Source organism: Lysinibacillus sp. KCTC 33748, from assembly GCF_002237755.1.
Classification (GTDB): domain Bacteria; phylum Bacillota; class Bacilli; order Bacillales_A; family Planococcaceae; genus Lysinibacillus.
The window spans coordinates 151,173-173,762 of record NZ_MWSJ01000001.1; the positions used below are offsets into that span (position 1 = coordinate 151,173).

At 38.9% G+C, this 22,590-nt stretch carries 22 protein-coding genes; 16 read left to right on the forward strand and 6 right to left on the reverse strand.

The features are described from left to right. Positions 1-6 precede the first annotated feature (6 nt). The 13 genes from B1B04_RS00690 (at position 7) to B1B04_RS00750 (ending at position 10,258) form a co-directional block, all read left to right on the forward strand. A complete protein-coding gene (locus tag B1B04_RS00690; protein ID WP_079559415.1) occupies positions 7-414 on the forward strand; it encodes a F0F1 ATP synthase subunit epsilon in 408 nt (135 codons plus the stop codon). A gap of 86 nt (positions 415-500) precedes the next feature. Then, positions 501-740 carry a DUF1146 family protein gene (locus tag B1B04_RS00695; RefSeq protein ID WP_079559416.1) on the forward strand — a complete coding sequence of 80 codons (240 nt, stop codon included), beginning with the start codon at positions 501-503 and terminating at the stop codon, positions 738-740. Positions 741-1,118: 378 nt separating this feature from the next. Beyond that, the gene (murA, locus tag B1B04_RS00700; protein ID WP_079559417.1) at positions 1,119-2,432 is read left to right on the forward strand and encodes a UDP-N-acetylglucosamine 1-carboxyvinyltransferase; all 1,314 of its coding nucleotides are present in this window, start codon (positions 1,119-1,121) and stop codon (positions 2,430-2,432) included. Between the two features lie 410 nt (positions 2,433-2,842). Further along, complete coding sequence (gene spoIID, locus B1B04_RS00705) at positions 2,843-3,778, forward strand: stage II sporulation protein D (protein WP_079559418.1); 936 nt, start codon at positions 2,843-2,845, stop codon at positions 3,776-3,778. Positions 3,779-3,815: 37 nt separating this feature from the next. Then, positions 3,816-4,481, forward strand: a complete 666-nt coding sequence (locus B1B04_RS00710) for a M23 family metallopeptidase (protein ID WP_079559419.1) — start codon at positions 3,816-3,818, stop codon at positions 4,479-4,481. A 290-nt stretch (positions 4,482-4,771) separates the two neighbouring features. Next, entirely contained in the window at positions 4,772-5,032 is a 261-nt protein-coding gene (locus B1B04_RS00715; protein ID WP_079559420.1) for a sporulation transcriptional regulator SpoIIID, read from the forward strand. A gap of 507 nt (positions 5,033-5,539) precedes the next feature. After that, positions 5,540-6,535 carry a rod shape-determining protein gene (mreB, locus tag B1B04_RS00720; RefSeq protein WP_079559421.1) on the forward strand — a complete coding sequence of 332 codons (996 nt, stop codon included), beginning with the start codon at positions 5,540-5,542 and terminating at the stop codon, positions 6,533-6,535. 21 nt (positions 6,536-6,556) lie between these two features. Then, positions 6,557-7,390: a flagellar hook-basal body protein gene (locus B1B04_RS00725; RefSeq protein WP_079559422.1), complete on the forward strand. Its 834-nt coding sequence runs from the start codon at positions 6,557-6,559 to the stop codon at positions 7,388-7,390. 24 nt (positions 7,391-7,414) lie between these two features. Beyond that, entirely contained in the window at positions 7,415-8,254 is an 840-nt protein-coding gene (locus tag B1B04_RS00730; protein WP_079559423.1) for a flagellar hook-basal body protein, read from the forward strand. A gap of 47 nt (positions 8,255-8,301) precedes the next feature. Continuing rightward, entirely contained in the window at positions 8,302-8,586 is a 285-nt protein-coding gene (locus B1B04_RS00735; protein ID WP_079559424.1) for a DNA-directed RNA polymerase subunit beta, read from the forward strand. A 197-nt stretch (positions 8,587-8,783) separates the two neighbouring features. Continuing rightward, a complete protein-coding gene (gene fabZ, locus B1B04_RS00740) occupies positions 8,784-9,227 on the forward strand; it encodes a 3-hydroxyacyl-ACP dehydratase FabZ (protein WP_079559425.1) in 444 nt (147 codons plus the stop codon). Between the two features lie 187 nt (positions 9,228-9,414). Continuing rightward, complete coding sequence (locus tag B1B04_RS00745) at positions 9,415-9,798, forward strand: hypothetical protein (RefSeq protein WP_079559426.1); 384 nt, start codon at positions 9,415-9,417, stop codon at positions 9,796-9,798. A 109-nt stretch (positions 9,799-9,907) separates the two neighbouring features. Beyond that, positions 9,908-10,258 carry a hypothetical protein gene (locus B1B04_RS00750; RefSeq protein ID WP_240518155.1) on the forward strand — a complete coding sequence of 117 codons (351 nt, stop codon included), beginning with the start codon at positions 9,908-9,910 and terminating at the stop codon, positions 10,256-10,258. A gap of 590 nt (positions 10,259-10,848) precedes the next feature. Here the strand turns inward: B1B04_RS00750 and B1B04_RS00755 are convergent. Next, positions 10,849-11,829 (reverse strand): nuclease-related domain-containing protein, encoded by a 981-nt coding sequence (locus B1B04_RS00755; RefSeq protein WP_079559427.1) that lies wholly within the window; start codon positions 11,827-11,829, stop codon positions 10,849-10,851. Positions 11,830-11,930: 101 nt separating this feature from the next. After that, positions 11,931-12,356 carry a YwpF family protein gene (locus tag B1B04_RS00760; RefSeq protein ID WP_079559428.1) on the reverse strand — a complete coding sequence of 142 codons (426 nt, stop codon included), beginning with the start codon at positions 12,354-12,356 and terminating at the stop codon, positions 11,931-11,933. 309 nt (positions 12,357-12,665) lie between these two features. Between B1B04_RS00760 and B1B04_RS00765 the strand changes: the two genes are divergently transcribed. Continuing rightward, positions 12,666-13,097 (forward strand): single-stranded DNA-binding protein, encoded by a 432-nt coding sequence (locus B1B04_RS00765; RefSeq protein WP_079559429.1) that lies wholly within the window; start codon positions 12,666-12,668, stop codon positions 13,095-13,097. Positions 13,098-13,352: 255 nt separating this feature from the next. Here B1B04_RS00765 and B1B04_RS00770 read toward each other — a convergent pair whose 3' ends face one another. Further along, positions 13,353-16,115 carry a DEAD/DEAH box helicase gene (locus B1B04_RS00770; RefSeq protein ID WP_079559430.1) on the reverse strand — a complete coding sequence of 921 codons (2,763 nt, stop codon included), beginning with the start codon at positions 16,113-16,115 and terminating at the stop codon, positions 13,353-13,355. After that, positions 16,112-17,686, reverse strand: coding sequence for a hypothetical protein (locus B1B04_RS00775; RefSeq protein ID WP_079559431.1), 1,575 nt, complete (start codon positions 17,684-17,686; stop codon positions 16,112-16,114). The genes B1B04_RS00770 and B1B04_RS00775 overlap by 4 nt, the downstream gene beginning before the upstream one ends. Before the next feature lie 198 nt (positions 17,687-17,884). Between B1B04_RS00775 and B1B04_RS00780 the strand changes: the two genes are divergently transcribed. Together B1B04_RS00780 and B1B04_RS00790 are read left to right on the forward strand one after the other, a co-directional pair. Further along, positions 17,885-18,358 (forward strand): transcriptional regulator, encoded by a 474-nt coding sequence (locus B1B04_RS00780; RefSeq protein WP_079559432.1) that lies wholly within the window; start codon positions 17,885-17,887, stop codon positions 18,356-18,358. A 352-nt stretch (positions 18,359-18,710) separates the two neighbouring features. Then, complete coding sequence (locus tag B1B04_RS00790) at positions 18,711-19,544, forward strand: flagellin N-terminal helical domain-containing protein (RefSeq protein ID WP_079559804.1); 834 nt, start codon at positions 18,711-18,713, stop codon at positions 19,542-19,544. Positions 19,545-19,587: 43 nt separating this feature from the next. On the opposite strand, the gene csaB is transcribed toward B1B04_RS00790, so the two are convergent. Both csaB and B1B04_RS00800 read right to left on the reverse strand, forming a co-directional pair. Then, the gene (gene csaB / locus B1B04_RS00795; protein ID WP_079559434.1) at positions 19,588-20,667 is read right to left on the reverse strand and encodes a polysaccharide pyruvyl transferase CsaB; all 1,080 of its coding nucleotides are present in this window, start codon (positions 20,665-20,667) and stop codon (positions 19,588-19,590) included. Then, positions 20,667-22,580, reverse strand: a complete 1,914-nt coding sequence (locus tag B1B04_RS00800; RefSeq protein ID WP_079559805.1) for a DUF5693 family protein — start codon at positions 22,578-22,580, stop codon at positions 20,667-20,669. The genes csaB and B1B04_RS00800 overlap by 1 nt, the downstream gene beginning before the upstream one ends. Positions 22,581-22,590 lie beyond the last annotated feature (10 nt).

The following is a 22,590-nucleotide window of genomic DNA, read 5'->3' on the forward strand; positions in this document are numbered from 1 at the left end:
AAAAATATGAAGACAGTTCAAGTCAATATTGTCACTCCCGACGGCCCAGTATACGATTCTGAAGTATCAATGGTAATCGCAAAGACAACTTCAGGAGAAATCGGTGTTCTTGCAGGCCATATTCCTATGGTCGCTCCACTTGCAATTGGTGCAGTGAAGCTTAAAAAAGAAGACGGTTCAACTGAACTTGTAGCTTTAAGCGGTGGTTTCATTGAAGTTCGCCCTGAAAAAATCTCAATTTTAGCGCCATCTGCTGAAATTGCTGAAAGCATTGATGTTAAACGTGCTAAAGAAGCCGTTAAACGTGCTGAAGGACGTCTTCAAGATAAACAAGATAACATTGATTTCAAACGTGCTGACCTAGCATTAAAACGTGCGTTGAATCGTATCAACGTTCATGAGGGTAATATCTAATTCAAATTTTAACGGGCAGATTCAACATCTGTCCGTTTTTTAACATTATTCCACAGTGGCTAGAGGAAGGAATATGGAGGAACAACATGGAATTATATAGGGCAGTAGGGCAGGAAGCTTTAATAGGTATTCTATCGCACATATTTTTTATCGGTATTACCTTTTATGCGCTACAAGCGTTTATGTTAGAAAAGCTTTTTAAGAAGAATAAAGTATTTCAAGTCCAATTAATTTATATTTTATTAAGCGTTGCAATAGGATCAGTCGTTTCAAATTTCTTTCTCCAATTTTCAAATTGGTCTGGGAAGCTTCCGTATTTATTTTAAGAGACCGTTATTACTTTCTATATGTTAGATGTTGAATCTACATATTTCACAGGGCTTTATAACATAATTTATGTGGTCCTTTGAAATATGTAAAAAAAGAAATTTGTGAGATTTCGGTTTTTGTTCACAAATCTTTGGGTATATATTAAAAATTTACGCTTATCTTCCATGTTATTGGTCATTCACAAAAAAAAAAATCATGCGTACAATAAATAAATAGCAAAATATTAAAAAATGACGTAAAATAGTGATTTGGACGCTTGAACGAGCGTAAGAAAAGTTGTACTATAGAGTTGTTTGTTTACTGATTATGACATTATACTTCTTTTTAAAATAAAATTTTGATAGGTTAATAGATTGAATTCGGAGGGACATAGGGTGGAAAAAATAATAGTGACTGGCGGCCAACAGCTACAGGGGAAAGTACGCGTAGAGGGCGCAAAAAATGCGGTGTTACCAATCCTAGCAGCAGCTTTACTTGCTTCTAAAGGAGAAAATGTAATTAAGGAAGTCCCTAACTTAGCAGACGTCTTTACTATAAATGAAGTACTAAAAAGTCTAAATGCGGCTGTTACATATATACCTGAGGACAATACAGTATATATCGACACAACAAAAGAACTTTCTAGTGAAGCTCAATTTGAATATGTAAGTAAAATGCGTGCATCGATTTTAGTGATGGGTTCTTTACTTGCTCGAAATGGCTATGCTCGTGTTGCTTTACCTGGGGGCTGTGCAATCGGTTCCCGTCCAATTGAGTTACATTTAAAGGGCTTTGAGGCTATGGGGGCAAAAATCTCGTTTGGCCATGGTTTTGTAGAGGCAAAGGCAGATGGACGTTTAAAAGGCGCAAATGTGTATTTGGACTTCCCTAGCGTTGGGGCAACAGAAAATATCATGACAGCTGCAGCGTTAGCGCAAGGAACGACTGTAATTGAAAATGCAGCGAAAGAGCCTGAAATTGTGGATCTTGCAAACTTTATTAATAATATGGGTGGTCGTGTTATCGGAGCAGGTACGAATACAATTCGTATCGAAGGAGTCGATACATTATATGGAACAGAGCATCATATTATTCCTGATCGTATTGAAGCTGGCACATTTATGGTTGCAGCAGCAATTACAAAAGGTGATGTAACGATTGAAAATGCAGTTCCTGAGCATATGACAGCATTAATTGCAAAGATGCGTGAAATGGGTGTAGAAATCACTGAGCTAGAAGAAGGAATCCGCGTACGCGCTCCTAAACCATTAAAAGCTGTTGATATTAAAACTATGCCACATCCAGGCTTCCCAACAGATATGCAATCTCAAATGATGGCTTTAATGCTAACTGCTGAAGGTACTAGTATTATTACGGAAACGGTTTTTGAAAATCGTTTTATGCATGTTGAGGAGTTCCGTCGCATGAATGCCAGTGCTAAAATAGAAGGACGTTCTGTGTTTATCGAAGGGCCAATAGATCTTCAGGGTGCTGAAGTTATGGCGACTGATTTACGAGCTGCGGCTGCACTAATTTTAGCAGGTCTTGTATCTGAAGGTGTGACTAGAGTTACAAAACTTCATCACTTAGATCGTGGTTATGTTGATTTCCACGGCAAATTGGCTTTACTTGGCGCACAGATTGAACGTGTACCAGTAGAGGATGTTATCGTTGAAGAAAAAACAACTGTAGAATTACCAACAAACTAAATAGATTCTAAAACCCTTTGCTTAAGAGCAAAGGGTTTTTTCTTTATAGTTTAATCCACGCTGGCGATAGTCTAATAATTGCTTATCATCATAACGTGAAGTTGAGTTCCGTTCCGGCTGGGCGCGATGTTGGTCACGAAGGCGTTATCACAGGATGTGATGCTTTTTGCCTCCGTTCCTCTATTGCTAATCCCCAAGGAGTCGCCGGGCCGGAACGAAGATCACTTTATAGCAGGGCATACGTTTTTAAAACGCTAATATATAGGAACTAACATCCTTTTTATATGACGGAAATACGCTTCTTTTATGCATGCTTTACATATGTAGCCCTCAATTTATTTACCATGCTAGATTGAAGTTGCCTTCACCAACGGTCACATATTTTGAAAAGTTTTAGCATATTATTCCTTATGAAAAAATGGATAATGAGTATAGGCATAATTTGTTTGACTGGAGCATTATATATGCTTCCTGTGGCATTTGGTGAGAGACGTACGGTTGAGGATGCGCCTGCAACAACAGAACAAGCTTGTGAAATCTTCATAGAAGTGGAGGGACAACCGGAGAAAATCCCTTTAGAAACGTATGTGACTGGTGTGGTAGCTGCAGAAATGCCTGTTTCATTTAAAAAAGAAGCTTTAAAGGCACAGGCTATTGCTGCAAGAACTTACGCGTTGAAATCGACAAATTACGGTAAAATAGCTATCGCTCCTACTGTTGCTAGACAAGTTTTTTACAATAAGGAACAAAGAAAAGAGAATTGGACTAGCAATTTCCCGGGGAATGAAAAGAAAATTGTCGAGGCTATTAACGAAACGAAAGGACAAGTTCTTCTATATAATAATGAATTAATTACGGCAATGTTTCACTCTACTAGTAATGGGAAAACAGAAAGTGCCTACGGTTTTAGTGGCAATGATGTACCATATTTACAAAGCGTCGCGAGTAATACGGATCAATCATCACCAAAGTTTGCAGCGATAAAAGAATGGACATTGGCTGAGTGGAATGCATTGTGGCCTGTTAAATGGCAGGCAAATGATTTCAACCGTGTACAGTTCTTTTTAAATGATTCCGGACGTGTTGAGCGCATGCAGTTAGGGAAGAATATATGGTCAGGGCGAGAGGTTCGAACACTTTTGGGAATAGCATCAACAGACTTTAAAATCTCTTATAATTCCACTGCTGGAAAAGTGCTGGTGAGCACGAAAGGATACGGGCATGGGGTAGGGATGAGTCAATATGGAGCAGATGCTATGGCAAGTGATGGGAAAACTGCTGCCGAAATTTTACACTACTATTATCAAGATACTGAGATAAAAAAGATAGATGCATGTTTAAAATAACTTCTAGTTGTTCACACTGCAACTAGAGGTGATGAAAATGAGAGAGGATAAAAATAGTAAAACTTCTCAAAATCAAGATGAAAAAGTTCAATTACAGAAGAAGCCATGGTTTTGGCCAGCTGTTTACGCTGGTGGAGCTCTAATGCTAGCAGGTTTACTACTTGGTTACAATAGTCTTGTATCAAAAGTAGAAGAGGCTCCATTACCAGAAGTAGCAGAAGTAGATTCAGGTCCTGTAGTTGAAACCAATGCACGAACAGAAAATATGAAGTACCCGTTCAAGGAAGCAAATCTTAATAAAATTCAAGTTTCACAAGAGTTTTATGATGTAGAGGCAAATGCTGAGTCACGTGAAAAAGCACTAATGGTATTTAATCAAACATTTACGACATCTTCTGGTATTTCTCTTTCTATGAATGGTGAAGAATTCGAAGTACTTGCTGCTTTAAGCGGAAAAGTAAAACAAGTAAAGCTTGACGCATTTACAGGCAATAAAATTGTGATCGAGCATGCAAATGGTAAGGAAACACATTATAGCTCTGTAAAAGACATTGCTGTCAAAGAAGGCGATGAGGTAACACAAGGTCAAGCACTAGGAAAAGCGACTGACAACGAGTGGAACCAAGCAGCTGGCATTCACTTGCATTTTGAAGTACTTGAAAACGGAAAATATATTAATCCGAAAAAATTACTAGGCTTTTAACCTATTTCAGCGGCTGCTGAAATAGAGGAACTCATGCCCAACAACGTGCCTATTATCAATTATGCCGAGGTATAATTGATAATAGGCCATTTTGTTTTCTCCTAAACAATGAAAATGATCTTTTTCTATGTAAGAAACGAATACTAAAAAATGCATAAAAAATCAGTATTTTATCGTGAAAATGTAAAATGTGTTCTGAACAGCTTTGTCCTCACATAATGTGAAGAAATGCGCAGACGTGCATCTGATGCCAACGCCATTTGTGAATTTGTGTGGAAAGGACGAAGAACGTGCACGAGCACATTCGGAAGCGCTGTATACGCCTCGGTGAATTATTGATTGAGACGCGTGAGACTGTGCGTGTCCTCGCGAAAATGACAGGTTATTCAAAAAGTACGGTGCATAAAGATTTAACAGAGCGACTGCCAACAATTCATGAAGGATTAGCTGAGCAAGTAAAGGAAATACTCGCCTACCATAAGGCCGTACGTCATATTCGCGGAGGAGAGGCAACGAAAAACAAGTGGAAAGAAAGAGCGAGTCATGAATGATTCGTTCTTTTTTAAAATGCAAAGGACAAGCTAGATACATATTTCCTCATAAAAGACTACTCACAATAACGTGGGGTTGATTTCCGTTCCGGATGGGCGCTTTGTAGCTGCCGCTTTGCTTTCGCACAGATAAAACATTCGCTGACGCTTCGCTTTCACGCAGAGCAGAGCTTCCTGGGGAGTCCGATGAGCCGCTTCGTTGTTGCTGTCACTACGCTGCAGGGTCTCATCTTTGACGCTAATCCCCAAGAAGTCGCCCAGTCTCCACTTCAATCAACCTATAATAGTGTTAAAAAATGCCATTTAAAACTATTCGATGATGGATCATGAAAAAATTGTTTAAGTAATTTCTTCTTTTCATGAAGTGTTCATATAATTGAAAGGAATGGAGTTCTATTCACTAAAATTAGGTGAAATTACCAATAGGTTGTGATAGAATATTCTAGATAAACAGATAAAAATGAACGTTTTTTGTAGTTGGAAATGGTGGGAAGGAGAAATTATATAATGTTTTCGAAAGATATTGGCATTGACTTAGGAACTGCGAACGTATTAATACACGTTAAAGGTAAGGGAATCGTCTTAAATGAACCATCTGTTGTGGCGATTGATAAAAAAACAAATAAAGTATTAGCTGTGGGGGAAGAGGCTCGCCAAATGGTAGGGCGTACGCCTGGTAACATTACTGCAATTCGCCCACTACGAGATGGGGTCATTGCGGATTTTGACGTTACAGAAGCCATGCTAAGACATTTCATCAATAAGTTAAATGTAAAAGGATTTTTAGCTAAGCCACGTATTTTAATTTGCTGTCCAACGAACATTACTAGTGTTGAGCAAAAAGCTATCCGTGAAGCCGCAGAAAAATCAGGTGGAAAAAAAGTATACTTAGAAGAAGAACCAAAAGTGGCTGCAATTGGTGCAGGCATGGATATATTCCAACCTAGCGGTAATATGGTAGTCGATATTGGCGGCGGAACAACAGATGTTGCAGTCTTATCAATGGGTGATATTGTAACGAGTGAGTCCATTAAGGTAGCCGGAGACATTTTTGATAATGATATTTTGCAATATATTAAAAAAGAATACAAATTACTAATTGGTGAACGTACTGCAGAAGCCATTAAAATTACAATCGGTACAGTCTTTAAAGGTAGCCGAAACGATTCAATGGATATTCGTGGTCGAGACATGGTGACAGGTTTACCACGTACAATAACAATTCATTCTGAAGAGATTGAACGTGCCCTACATGAATCGGTTGCTATGATTGTTCAATCTGCAAAAAATGTTTTAGAAAAAACGCCACCAGAGCTATCAGCTGATATTATTGATCGTGGGGTCATTATTACTGGCGGTGGTGCTTTACTACACGGTATGGACCAACTATTAATCGAAGAATTAAAGGTACCTGTGTTCATTGCTGAACAACCTATGGATTGTGTAGCAATTGGTACAGGAATTATGCTTGAAAATATTGATCGAGTTCCCGCATCCTTATAAAAAGATAATGAGGTGAGTCCTTTGTTTAAAGGGTTTTATACAGTTGCAACTGGTATGATTGCACAACAAAGACGAACAGAATTACTAACTAATAATTTATCAAATGCGAATACACCAGGATTTAAAGCAGACCAATCAACAATTCGGTCATTTCCTGACATGCTCATGTCAAGTGTAGGAAAAACGAATGCACCTGCTAATCAGCAAGCAGGTTCTCAATATATGAGCCAAGTTGGTGCATTAAATACAGGGATTTATATGCAAGAAACATTGCCAAATTACATACAAGGCCAAATCTATAGCACTGATTTCACGACAGATATGGCTTTGATTGATGGAAACTTACCGCAAAATGAAGATGGTACTACCGGATCTATTTTCTTCCGTTTAGCACATCCAGAAGGCGGAGAAGCATATACACGCAACGGGAATTTCACATTAGATGGTCAAGGCTATTTAGTAAATCCACAAGGACTGTATGTGTTATCAGACAGAGGCCAACGCATTCAGCTACAGAATGATGATTTCCGCTTAGATGAGAACGGTGCAATTTACGTTAATGATCAGCAAGTAGCTCGTGTTGGCGTATCATATGCAACGAATCCGAACATGCTACGTAAACAGGATAATGGTTTAATTCGAACAGAAAACGGTGAGAACTTACCAACAGCCTACGGTGCCAATGGCGTATCCTTTACACTGCGTCAAAATTATCTAGAGGGCTCAAACGTTGATTCTAGTCGCACAATGACCGATTTAATGACAGCATATCGCGCTTTCGAGGCTAACCAAAAAGTGTTACAAGCTTATGATCGCAGTATGGAAAAAGCTGCTAATGAAATCGGGAAAGTTTAATAGGCGAACAGGAGGCGTTTGATCATGCTACGTACAATGATGACTGCAACAAACACAATGGGGCAATTACAAAATAGACTAGATACAATTAGTAATAACATTGCCAATAGTAATACACAGGGCTATAAATCAAAAGAAGCTACATTTAATGAATTGCTTTATCAGCAGTTTAACAATGACAAGCTAGATCGTGCTGATCGACAATCACCTGTTGGTATCCGTTACGGTTCAGGTGCAATGCTTGGGCAAATCCAATCTAATCAAAAACAAGGTTCTCTACAAACAACAAGTCGAGATCTTGATTTAGCTTTTACAAAACCAAAACAATATTTCAATATTTTAATGCCAGATGGTGAAAATGGCACAAAAACAGTGTATACTCGTCAAGGTGACTTTTATTTATCACCATTAAATAATGGAACAGTAATGGTTGTAACTGCAGATGGATATCCATTAGCAAACGAAAACGGGCAAGCTATTACATTACCGGATAATGTAAAAAGTTTCGCAATTCGTGATGGGGGCGTATTAGAGGCATCATATCCAAATGGAGATTTTATTCGTACTAATGTAGGGGTGACAGAGTTCCAAAAGCCTCAGCTTATGGAGGACATTTCTGGATCCTATGTTGGATTGCCGAATAACCTAGCTCAGTTAGGATATACGCAAGCTGAAGTTGTCACTAATTTACAAGGTGCAAATCGTCAGCAAATTGGTATGCAGAACGGTGTGCTAGAAATGTCGAATGTAAATCTTTCAAAGGAAATGACGGATTTAATTCAAACACAGCGTTCTTATCAATTCAATGCAAGAGCTGTCACTTTAGCAGATCAAATGCTTGGGCTCATTAATGGTATTCGATAGTAAATCCATAATTACTGTTTAGTAAGGAATGAAGAGGAGTACAATTTATGACAAACGATTCAAGTCGAGGTTCTATGCAATCAAAAGAAACCGATACGCCACCAGAAGAGAAGGAACACGGCTCAAATGGAGAGCAACGAGAGGTTCGATGGGTGCAAATACGGCTGATTCCGATTTGGCTACGCGTTGTACTTATTATCATCTTAGTTGTTGTTGCCGCAATTTTAGGTACAATAATTGGCTATAGTGTAATTGGACAAGGTAAAGCCATGGACGTTTTCAAACCAGAAACATGGCAGCATATATTTGATATTATGAATGGTAAAGAATAATAATATTCTTTACCATACTTTGTTTTACATAATTATTTATGTAATGGTTTATAACATTTACTTAATGAAGATTATAGTCTCTGGCGGATGTCACAGATTTTTTTGTAGGTACCATTCTGGACACATTGTTTATCTGTAGCGACAGCTACATTTATGCCAAGACGAAATTGATATTAAGCATTCGAGGGGGAAAAGAAATGTTAACAGCAGAACAAATTCAAGCAATTTTACCACATCGTTATCCTTTTCTATTCGTTGATCGTATCGTTGAATTAGAAGAAGGCAAGCGTGCAGTCGGTTTGAAAAATGTCTCTATGAACGAGGACTTTTTTAATGGACATTTCCCTGGCTATCCAGTAATGCCTGGGGTTTTAATTGTAGAGGCATTAGCACAAGTAGGTGGCGTAGCATTATTAAATGCAGAGGAATTCAAAGGTCGTCTAGCTTTCTTAACGGGTATTGATAACTGTCGTTTTAAGCGACAAGTAGTACCGGGAGATCAACTTCGATTAGAAGTTGAGTTCGTGAAACTACGTGGAGTTATGGGCAAAGGTCACGGTGTGGCAACAGTTGATGGGGAACTAGTATGTGAAGCGGATATTTTATTCGCTATTGGACCTGCACAACCAAAACAGGTGTAATTTGCAATTATAGCCTAAAAGATTTAAAATAATTATATCGAAAATTGTCTTAACTGTTAATCTTCTAATAGTTTACTAGGGAGTGCAGTTAAAGAAATAACGGTATTTTATAAAAATGCAATGGCGCTATATGTGATTGTGAATAATACATGTAGTTTTGTTTTTAAAACGTAGGAGGATTATATAGATGTATAAGGAATTGTCTTCAGGTGTTAAAATTAGCATTACGCGTTCGATTTCAACATCTTTTGAATCATACTTAGCAAGTATTGATTGGAAAGAGGAGCGTTTTTCTATGGAAGACTTCATTGCTAGCTGGCAAACTTATTTTCAAGAAAATGCCGCATGGATCGAAAAAATCCCAGCAGATGTTTTGATGAATACTGAATTCCATGAAGAGATGGCGCAGAAAATCGACGAAGTAATAGCAAAAATTTTAAATGAAGAACCAACAGCTAAACAAATTGAAACAATTGAGGCCTTGCAAAAAGAGCTAGGTACAAATTATAGCTACAACTGTAAAGCAGAAGCAGCATACATTGAACAATTGTTAAAAGAAAAACAAAAATAGTTTGTAAAAAAATCGGATAGTTCCCTCCTTTCCCGGGCAATCTATGTAGGATCACAAATACACACATTGTATTTGATGACATAGCACCGGAGGAAGGAGGTTTTTTCATATGTGGAGAATGTCATTTTTGGCAATTATTCTTGCTGCATTATTCCTTGGAGGTTGTAACTGGGGAAATAGAGCTGTAGAAACAAGACCAGTGGAGAACGTTAAAGAAGACGTTCGCCGTGGTGTTGACCGAGTAGAAGACGTAGTAGAGCCGAACAGACGAAATGACGTTTACGACCGTAACGTTAATAACCGTAACACTGTTCTTCCAGAAGCTACAACACCAGGTACAACGACAGTACCAGGAACTACAACACCAGGAACTGTAACACCGGGAACAACAACTACACCAGGAACACATACTACTGGTGAAGTTAAAGAAAAGATCGTCGAAGAGAAAGTTACTCGATAATTTGAAAAAGAGTGTTTCCAATCAATGGAACACTCTTTTTTATATTTTCGAGGAGGGAGTGATATACGCTGAGGGGGAGTGATATACGCTGAGGGGTGAGTGAATACCCGCGGAAGAGGAGTGAATACCCGCGGAAGAGGAGTGAATACCCGCGGAAGAGGAGTAAATACCCGCGGAAGGGAAGTGAATATCCGCGGAAGGGGTGAATACCCGCGGAAGAGAAGCAAATACCCGCGGAAGAGGAGTGAATACCCGCGGAAGGGAAGCGAATACCCGCGGAAGAGAAGCGAATACCCGCGTAAGGAGCGAATACCCGCGGAAGAGGAGTGAATACCCGCGGAAGGGAAGCGAATACCCGCGGAAGGAAAGCGAATACCCGCGGAAGAGAAGCGAATACCCGCGGAAGAGAAGCGAATACCTGCGGAAGGGGTGAATATCCGCGGAAGAGGAGTAAATACCCGCGGAAGAGGAGCGAATACCCGCGGAAGGGGTGAATACCCGCGGAAGGGAAGCGAATACCCGCGGAAGGAAAGCAAATACCCGCGAACCCTCACAAAGCGGAAGCAAAACCATCTCCCACACGCACCCCCTCAAGAAGAACGGAAAAACGGCTTCATATAGTCCACTAAATTCTCAGGTAATTGGTAAATGCGATTTTTATAAGAACCTGTATAGGGAAAATGAAATTTTTTAAGTAAACGATTGGCAGCATCACTGGATTGAATATTGAAAAATTCACGTAACTGTTTGTTGGTAATGGTCGGTCTAACTAAGTATCGATAATCTTGTAAGGCTTCAGCGAAAATTTCTTCGCTTGCATAGTAACAGTATGAACATTTCCAAATCCCACGAGCATAATGCATTTGGGATTTGTATTGGCATTTCGGGCAAAGCACGCCTTGGCGGAATCGTGAAGAATCAATAGAAGCTGGAATCTTCGATGGCTGATGTCGACTGAGAAGTTGTTGAGCAATTTGTGTTAGCTGTTCTTCGCTTAAAATAGTTTGTGTATATTTTTGAAACAAGGAATGAAGATGTTTTTGAAGTCCTGAAACATGGAAAATAGGGATTGTGTTTGGATGACTTGCAATGATAGCGGAGGGGTTAGAAATAACAACTGCGCCCTCAATGGGGAGAGAATAGTTTTGACAAATAACTTTAAGAAATTGCATATGTCGTTGGGTCTGAGTAAGGGCATTTGGAAATCCTTCAACAGTACCATCTGACTTTGTACGAATACATTGATGAGTAGTTTCGTCAAAATCAAGGCGTCCGTTAATATTTTTAATTTCAACCACTAGCATAAAATGCCCGCAAATGAAGAGTGTATCGAGTTGATACGAATGCTGTGCAGAATTAATTAAAATTAAATTATGTAATACTAAAAATGTATAGGGACATATTAATTCAAGCCATTCACGGTCAACTCTCCTTTCACCAGCAAAACCGGCATCGAATCGGCGAAATTGCTCATTATAATAGTCAAAATCAGGGTCCTCATCGAACAACCGCCGCTTTAAAGCCTCAAGCCATAGTAATTTTACGGGCTTTTTCCTAATAGCAATAGTCAAGTATAGTTACCCCCTCTAATTTTTACATCGTATTGTACCTTAAAATCTATACTTGTCCAATAAAAAATAACGATGCAAATGTTTGCATCGTTAAATGAAGTTCAATCATTTTTTAGTTTTGGTCGTTCTTTCATATCGTGCGAGAAGCGGTCCAATAACTTATCTAAAGTGACACCCTCAGCTAGCAACTCGGCAAGCAATTGCTCGGCATATTTCGAGCGTTTTATCTTGAGCTTCCCTTTTAGCAGGACAGAGATGTGCTCGCCAATTTCTTGAACTGTATGTACGGCAACCTGGAAAGGAGCAGGCTCATTATCTGGAAATGAAATAACTGCACGTACATTAAAGACAGTAGCATTCGCTAAAAGTTCATCAAAAGTTGAACGATATTGTCGGTCCATAAACAGTTCAAGAATCCAAGATTGATGGCTATTTTCCTGGTTAATAATAATACCATCGACTAAAGGGAAAGGTTGCTTGCCCTCTTTTGTGACAAGGTCAAAGGAAAGCATTTTAAACGTTTTCATTATGTAATATCCTCCTAAGTCGGTCATCATTTTTAGTATAACATATTCAATTAGCCCTGTTTATGGGAGGGTCCATACAGCTTTTTGCGCAATCAATAAAAACTGCGAAATTGTACATTTCAACAATTAGCATTTGCAACTACAGGGAAAAGCATTCAGCTAGAAAAATCATTCAATACTTGAAAAGTAAAAGCCTCAATTTACCCAATTTATGATTAAAAACTGAAGGAAATGATAAAAATCGACTTTTGCCAATGCGGAATTAATTTTTGTATGATGAGAGCAATCAACAGCAAAGGAGGTGAATCAATGAACCAAGTCGGACTGGTCGGAAGGTTAACTAAGGATCCAGTGTTACGACACTTATCTGAAAATCGCGTGCAAACACATTTTTCACTAGCCATTAATCGCAATTACAAAAACAGTCGTGGGGAAGTGGATGCTGACTTTATTCTTTGTTCAGTTTGGGGAAGGCTGGCAGAGAATATCGTTAAATATTGCGGAAAAGGCTCATTAATTGGGGCAAATGGTCGTATTCAATCGAGATCGTTTTTAAATGAAAACAGCACAAAGGTTTATATAACAGAAGTAGTCGTAGAAGATGTCCGATTTTATCAGCTTAAGCCAAGGGACCGTGATGGGGCTATTGTGTTGCCAAAGCCACCTGATGAGCAGGATGGCTTAACCGATTTTGTACTACCTGATGTTGAAGTACAATTACCAGTAGTATCGCAGTCCTGAATGGTACATACGGGGCAAGTACAAGCTGTCTGATCCGCCATTTTCCTTCTATACTTGCACCGTAATCAATCAATTTAGAGAGGAATGATGTATACCTTTCATAACGTGTTCATTGCTGAAGACCGCTCAGCAATGAGCCTTAAACACACACAACTAAATATTAATATGAAGTAAGTAGGGAAGAAGTAACAAGCAATGTCCGCTGAAAAAAAGAGCGCCAAGAACGTTTTGCTCTTGGCGCACATATATAAATCTTTAGAAATCGAGTGTCATTAAATCACGAAGTTCATCATCTTCTAACTCAGTTAACCACTTGCTTGATTGAATTAGTTCTTCTGATAATGCAGATTTCTGAGCTAGCATTTTATCGATTTTCTCTTCGATCGTACCAATAGTCACAAACTTATGCACTTGCACGAATTGTGTTTGACCAATTCGATATGCACGGTCTGTTGCTTGATTTTCAACGGCTGGATTCCACCATCGATCTGCGTGTAAAACATGATTTGCAGCTGTTAAATTTAGGCCTGTACCCCCTGCTTTTAAGGAAAGGATAAATATTGGGAAATCTCCTGCCTGAAAAGCCTCTACTAAGCGGTCGCGCTGCTGCTTAGGCATGGCACCTGTTAAGAACGGTGCATCAATATTATATAGTTCGCTAAAACAATGCTGTAGTAATTGTCCCATTCCAATATATTGAGTAAAAATGAGGCATTGCTCGCGGTTGTCCACAATTTCTGTAGCCATTTGCACGATACGTTCTAATTTCGTAGAACGAGTCAGCATTGATTCTGCATCCTCGAAAGGTTCTTTTAAATACAAGGCAGGATGATTACATAATTGCTTTAGCTTACTGAGCATCTTTAAGACGCGTCCCTTTTTTTGAAAGCCTGTTAATTGCTCGAGCTGATCGAGTGTCTCTAATATATATCCTTCATATAGAGAGGCTTGCTCAGTCGTTAATGGGCAATAATCATGAGACTCTTGTTTATCTGGTAAGTTAAGCTGTAAGTGTGGGTCACGTTTAGTACGACGAAGTAAAAACGGTTGAATTTTTGTACGTAACTTCTGTTTATGTGACTCAGACTCATCTCGTTCTACCGGTAAAATAAATTCTTCGTTAAAGCGACCGAAGCTACCTAAATAGCCTTTATGAATAAAGTCAAAAATTGCCCATAGCTCAGATAAACGGTTTTCCACCGGTGTCCCTGTTAAAGCAATATGATGCTTCCCATTTAATTTACGAATAGCTCTTGATTGGAGCGTTTGCATATTTTTAATATTTTGAGCTTCATCCAGTACAACCGTTACCCATTCTACTTCCTGTAAAAACTCAGCATCTTGAGATACGGTGCCGTAAGTAGATAAAATTACATGTGGTTTTTCTCTTTCTACAAGCTGTTTAAAAGCATCCTCCTTTGCTCTATTCGCCTGATAATGCGTATGCACAATCAACGATGGAGCAAAACGGGCAAGTTCCTTTTGCCAGTTGCCTAACACTGAAGTAGGACAAATAATGATGGCTGGCTTTGTATCCTCAGTTGATTCATAAAGATACAGCAAATATGAAATAAGCTGAACCGTTTTACCAAGACCCATATCATCCGCTAGACACGCACCAAAGCCTTGTTCGCGCATGAAGACAAGCCATTCGAAGCCTTCATGTTGATAAGGGCGCAATTCAGCCTGTAAAGGTGTAGGAACGGGTACTGTAGGAAGTCCTTTTTTCTCTTGAAGCTGCTCCATATAAGATTTAAGTGATTGTTGCAATTCAAATGCAAAAATCGGGTCATCCCGCATTTCATCATCGGCATCCTCTTCTTCAAGAGGTAAGGATAAATCCTCTGGTAGCTCACGAAATAGTAATTCGCGAACAGTCCAGCTTTCATCTTCTGCTTGCTGCATCAATGTACGCATCTCTTGCATCCAGTTTGCATCGACTCTAAACCATTCAGTACCTATGCGAATGAATTCGCGTTTCTCTTCCACAAGCTTTTTAAATTGTTCAGGTGAAATGGACTGTCCGTTCATAGAAAACTGCCATTTAAATGTTAAGATATCATCTAGTCCAGCAACCTTCTTTGTCGATACATTGCCAGTACTTACACGAACACGCATTTTTGACTGTTTTAAATCTTTAAGCCAAGCCGGTAATACAACGTCAAAGCCGAGTGCCTGTAACCTTGCTAAATCTTCACGTAAAAATGTTCGAACTTGTAAATCCTCAAGCATAATACGGATGAAAATATCGTTACTTACATCTTCAATAGAAAGAAGATCTACAATTTGACCTTGTTGTTGTTCAATAGCTTCAGCATACATTTCCCATTTTGCTGGTAGAGCATCAGCGATTGGTAGTGACTGCTTTCGCATAGCAGGCGTCCAGTAGTTCTTAGCTGTAGCCGTGCTCAGTACTGTTTCTAAAAGCCACACATCTGAATCTTCCTCAGGCTCACTTAAGCGTAGGGAGACTTTAACTGCACCTGCTTGTCGTTCCTGGTCTAATGGCCAGCCACCACGTAAGAAAAATGGCACTAACTTTGGTAAATCAGACAGTATAAGACCTGCTTGTGCCAGTTTTTGCTGCACAGCTGTTTCTAATAAAGATGTTTCAACACCGTCCAGAGGAAATGTTAGCGATGAAAAATCATCTGCAATAACTGCATGTGACCAGAGCGATGGCTCTTGCCAATACGTTTGTAAAGCAGATGCTTTTTCTAGCAACATCTGACTTTCAGTGTTTACACCTTGCCATTCAATAAAAGGATGTAGATAACGCTGTGAAAAAATATCAAGGAGCTCAGAAGTTGAAACCTCAATAGTGAGCTCTGAACGATTGGTTAATATCCCATAGACATTCGCTTCATAGTTAAAAAATAATGAAGAAATGAGGGAGTCTGCGTCCATTGCTGCACCATCAGCAGTAAATCCCTGTAACGTAAAATATCCTTCCTGTGCAGCATGAATACGAAGCTGTAATTTTTTTGAAAACGGGGAAGGAGCATTTATAGTCATCATACTAAGTTTCCTTTCTCAATTTCTTCTTGTAATGCACGGAGTCGTTTATACTCCGCACGAATGGTTTGCATATATGTTTCGAAATAAGCATTTTTACCAGCACGCTTTGCTGCACTGCGCATACTTTTCCAAATTCGTACAGCCTGCTTATAGTTCATACGTGATTTTTGTGTAATTTCAGCCATGGCATATAGATGATATAAGGGCAATACTGTTGCAGGAGCAACTTGAAGCACATCCTTTAATCCACACATTTCTAAATAAGAAAGGGAGGAGAGGTTTAGCTGATGAAGGGCTGCCCAATCACGATAGCGTCCTTTTTTTATAAGAAAGAACGAAAATGGTTGAAGCCCGTAAACACCAAATGCACTATATAATGTAGCTTCCTCTTCTTCTGTAAGCTGTATGTCTGCGTATAAAAGCTGGAATTGACGTACGTATTGAGCTCGCTTTACAACTGGCACAGTTTGCTGTAAAAAGACTTCGGTAAATGGTAGCATCGCACGTAAAATAATAGTTTGTGCAAGTGATTCACCAGCGCGTTTTGCAAAGGTAGCTAGTTCAAAAAGGTCCTGCATTTGTTGTACATCAATATGAGCAATTCTTTCTTGTAATAAACTTTCTTTTTGTAGCAGTACATAAAATAGCAGTTGTAAGGACTGCAAGGAAATCTCAGATGAAGGATTCTCAAGGTTATTTATAAGTGCTAATTCCTGTTCGCGTCGTGGCTTTTCATAAAAAAGCACTGCCCAAAGTAGCATATAAATTTGTAGTCGATCCGCAAACAATCCTTGTCGTTCCAATAAAAACTTCCTAACTAATTCCTGAATCGCATCATAGAATGGGTCAGTGGCAAAAAGTCGTGATCGACCCGTTAGCTCGGTTAAAATACTTTCGAATGATTGGACACTTTGATCAATAAAATATTTCATATAAGGAGAATCCAACGAATGTCCTTTTGTCTCATTTAAATGACGCCATATTGTATTAAAGATCGATAACTCCATAAAAAGCTTATAAAGTGGCTGCCACTCGCGCTCAAATGGCATATGTCGTTGAAGTCGCTCTAGTGCATCCGTCCGTATAGCAGAAAGGCCATACCCTTCTAAAATACGCCCAGGTGGTAATAAACGTTTCATGACTTCATCAACCATCAATTTCCAGCTTTCTGGACTTCGTTCATCTGCTAATGATTTTAATTGCACTGATTTTTGCGCACGCCAAGTGCTTGACCAATTTTGTACAGAATCAAAATACTGATAGAGGGCAAGCAATGCGCCAACTTGATGTCTGCACCATTTTAGCTGAGGACAGTTACAGCTCAACTCCTCTTTGGCAAAATCAATTTCTACAGAAGCAGGTCTGACATCCTGTACGCTTGCATATAATATAGAACTCGCTCCATTAAAACGTTCAAAGACAACTGATTTGTTCCGCACTGAAAAAACAGCACGACGCACTAGCTCTTCGTCTTCAGTAGAGGAAGGATGTAACGCCTGTTCAGCTTCCTGTAATTTGGCAAGGATAAATTCTTGGTGTTCCTTAGCTAATTGGGCAATAGACAATGCCATAACCTCACTCCTTTCAAAATGTATAGCTAGTGGGCATGTAAGTATAAAGAAAAAAAGACTGTCCTTCCATTATACGATTAAAATGCGTCCATGATAAGCCGAATGATTTGAAAGAAAAAAATCAAGGAGAAGATAGTTAACAAGATAATTTATTTGTGTTAAAATCTGAATAATCAGATAAATAGGGAGGGATGAAGGATGATGCAAGTTCAATATATGAAGCCATTTTACACGAAGATTACTGGAGATAAACTGCGTCTAGTATTTGCTTATCAATATTTCTCTATATTAAAAGAGAATGAGATTTTCCATTTCATTCCCATTGAAGGTAAAGAGATGATTATCAACTTGAATACACAGCAAATTGAAAATATATCTGAGGTGTTTGTTTTCCAGAAAGGGAATCGTTTTATCCGACTGCCATTATATCAATTATTATTAATTACAAATGTTCATGATCATCTAGCACCGATTCTTGAAAGCGCTACGCCGAAGCCTCAGTTACCGCTTGTATCTTCAGTGACTGTTGGCGAAGTAGATCAGCTCATTACAGAATTGGAGCAGAAAAACATTGATTATTTAATCGACCAGGCATTACTAGATCATAATAAAGAGCTCTTTTTTGAACTACTACAACAAAAGAACCATCAACTCGGAGGTTTCGAAAATTGAATACACGGTATTTTATGTAAGCACCCTTTCTATATAAGAGAAGTGGGTGCTTTTATCTTCAAAAAGTCGTCCGCCTCTGAAGGTGTTGAGGATGTGGTTCCTACGGATGCTGTCGCTACGCTTTCGCACAAAAACCACTGTTTCCCTTAAGCCCACACGGATGTTAAATGGCATGAATGGTGCGGACACAATTACGCCAAGGCAAAAACAATATGGGTATAAAGTCGAAATCATAAAAGTGGATGAGAAGCTATTACTATATAGGGCTTAGTAAATTAGAAACGATTACCAAAATGAGTTAAAGAGAATGTCACAAAGACCGATATACTTAACAATAGGGGGTGGTGAAATGATGATTGGGAAGTGGTCAGCAACGGGGATGTCCATTTTAAATAATATGAATAGACATTACGGGGCAATGAGTAAGGCAATGCTTCGGATTTCTTCTGGGTACCGTATTAATAGTGCTGCTGATGATCCAGCGGGGCTTGCGATTTCTGAAAAAATGCGTGCGCAAATTCGTGGTTTGAACATGGGCGCGAAGAATATCCAGGATGGTATTTCACTTGTTCAAACAGCAGAGGGAGCATTGAATGAAACACATGATATGATTCAGCGCATGCGGGAGCTTGCAGTCGAGGCAGCCAATGATACATTAACGGATAGTGATCGGGAGAAACTCGATTTGGAATATCAGGAATTAAAAAAAGAAATTCAGCGCATTTCGAAGGATACGGAGTTTAATACTAAGACATTGCTAAATGGAGATTATGCTACGAACGGTATTAAAATTCAGGCAGGTGCCAATTCAGGTCAAAGCATCGAGCTGTATATTAACGACATGGGTGCTGGAGCACTAGGCTTGGACGATACGTCATCTATTGCAACTCGTGAGGATGCTGATAAAGCTATTTCCTCAATGGACGAGGCTTTAAAGCGTGTATCAAGCGAGCGCTCAAGACTAGGTGCCTATCAAAATCGTCTAGAGCATGCTTATAATGCGAACGTAAACACGGCAGAAAACTTACAAGATGCGGAGTCTCGCATTCGTGATGCAGATATCGCCAAAGAAATGATGAATATGGTGAAGGCACAAATTCTAATGCAGGCAAGTCAATATGTACTATCAATGCATATGCAGCAGGCTCAATCCATTTTAAAATTGTTAGAGTTCCAAAAAAAATGATGAATTTCAATTTCTATTGAAATTCATCATTTTTATTTAACTTCTATGCTTTTGTGAAAGCCTCTAATGCTAATTTTGCTGTCGTCTCTGCGGCAGCTTGGAACGCTTGGACTTTTTGATGCATGTTTTCTTGGATGGTCGGTAATTGTTCAATTACTTTTACAGTTTGTTCGAACAATAATGTTCCGTCCCAATTATCTACTTCAACATGTCCAATAATGGGTTGATCCATGATCTCAGCAAATGCATCGATTTTCGGATCGTAAGAAATCGCAATAAATGGGGTAGCGTAGATGGATGAGAAAATTAGTGAATGCAATCTCATCCCGATTAACAATTTAGATTGACCAATGACTGCAATTTTTTCTTCGATCGATAAATCAGCAGGGGCAACGATGCTCTTTTCTTGCATAAGTGCTGCTACTTCTTGTGAAGACTTTGCATCGTGCTCACCGTGCATTGGCAAGAAGACAATCTGTTCACCATGACGTACTAATTGATCAAGGCTGTTTGCTATTTTTTGTTTGTAATCTACTGTTGATGGCCAGTCCCGAACACTTATAGCAATATAAGTGTTCGCTGAAAGTGACGCATCTGCTAACCAATCAGTATGGAAGGTGCTGCCGTTAAGTCCAATTACAGGATCGGGCACTATGAAAGACTCGTTTTTGACACCAATCTCTGTTAAAAGAGATTGTGAGGCTTTATCTCGTACTGTTATTTTTACCTTATTAAAGGCTTTGCGGACAATAAATTTACTTAAGGGATGATTGATTGGACCCATACCTTGAGCGTAAACAAATACAGGTTTTTTTAACCATTTTGCTATTTGAATAACGCCCGCATAGTAAGGGATCGTCTTCATTCCTGTTTGATCTTGCATGAGGCTACCGCCACCACTGATGAGTCCATCTGCTGTTTTTAGCACTTGTTTGATTTCGTTCATTTTCCAACGATTCACGGCCTTCACACCATATGTTTTTTCAGTGGCCGCTGGATTATTCGATAATACTGTAATGTCTATATCAGGTTGACATTTTCTTAGAGCTTGGATAATGGAAAGTAAGATCGCATCATCGCCAACATTATCAAATCCGTAGTAGCCAGATAATACAACATGCATTATGACCACCTCGCGACTGCTTTAGAAATAAAACGGTAACCGATCTTGAAGATAAAGATAAATACTAGTCCTACGACAAAACCAAGTATAACGCTATAAAGTGTACGTAATGCCGACACTTCAACAGGAATGTGTAAATGTGTAAAAGTATTAACGATAGACAAGAATCCGATAACGCCTGGTACTAGAAGGATACTGCCCCATTTTCGATTAATGCCCATCACATAAAGTGATAAAACAAAGAATGGGAAACCAATTAAAAATTCCTTCGTTCTTGGTCGAACATATAGGATGTTCTCAAGCCATTGTCTAAATGCCAATTCAGCATTACTAACGGAACCAGAGTTACCAGTTCGACTAATATAGAATAAACCAATAACTGCAACGACAATTACCAGTAAAACATGCCAATACTTTAAATCTTTATTTAATAAAGTAACTGTATTCGAAAGTGTTTTCTTTAGATCTTGATCAACTAGACGGTTAAGTTCTAGTAGCACAAATACTAATATACCTGCGATTGGAACAACATAAACAAGCTTAACGCCTTTAAATGCTTCGAAGCCTGTCATAAATGCATTGCCATTTAATAATCCAATGACAATAACGATACCGATGATGCTAATACCTACTGCTTTTAAATATTGTAGTAAGATCGAAGCAATATTTTTAGAGCCCTTAGCTGCTTTAATGACAGCATACGTTGGGGCCATAACTGCAATAATTAATGCGAATGCTTGTAAGAAAAGTGTACTTTTCAGAAGGAAGTACGCGATGGCTAAAGCACTCATAAATAAAACTGCTGCTATACGAAGTGGCATCCATTTCACTAGTTCTGAAATAAGGAAAGTAAATACGATACCTGCTAATAAGACAAGTGCTGTTACCCATGCTGGGACTGCAACAACATCAAATAGTTTTGGTGTGCCAGACTTGAAATGATTTGGCATTTGTTCTTGAACACCTGTTAAATATTTAATTGTTTCCTCTAAATTTTTCTCAGCATTACCTTTTGTTTTAATATGATAGAAAATAGATCGAATATTTCGCTCTTTCACTGCGCGTGTTGTACGATCAATGCTTGCATTAAGCCTTAACTTTGTCTCTCTGTTTACATTGATGCTGTGCAAGCGGATCATATTATAATCAGTCATTTTGGCAATTTTGTCTTCACCCTTAAGGGGATTGCTTTCAATTGTGTAGAAATAATAGCCTGCATTACTTAGCTGTTCAATGTAAGCATCACCTGATTTTTGACCAAATCCGATTGCCTCATCTCCTGAACCAAGTAAACGGCCTGCTGATGAATCTTTTAATTCAAGTAATTGCTTAACGGTCTTATCGTTGGCTGTTTTATTGTCTGCATTTTCTACTTTAAAAATGAGTGACAGATCATGCTTGTTGATCATCTCAACGGCAAGCTTATCGTAACCAATTGGTGTTTTTAACCCATAACGATGGTTTGAGCTCGGAAGATAATAGAAAGACTCATCTCCAATTTGTACTTCTTCTGGCTTAATGCTGTCTTTAATAAGCTGTTGATAGCTTGCGTTTTCAGGAACGCTAATATAGTATCCACTCTTATTGACATCTATAGCATCTTTGTAAGGTGTGAAACGTAGTTGTGAAGCTAAATCATTTTCATCGTAAATGGAAATCAAGCCTTGATGTTCCATTTCCTTTAATGTTAAAGGCTCAAGGCTAACTGTTGTAAGCCCTGCATCTTTTAAAGAGGAAAGGATTTTATCCATTGTTAAATCGCTTTCCTTGTTTACTACTTGAATTTCATCATAAGGAATCACTATTTCATAGGCATCATTCGCTTGCTCAGCATTCCACCTCATCATGATTCCAGGTGAAGATACGACGAGCAATAGGATGACAATTCCCCAAAGCCATTTCTGTTTCGACATAGATTTTTTA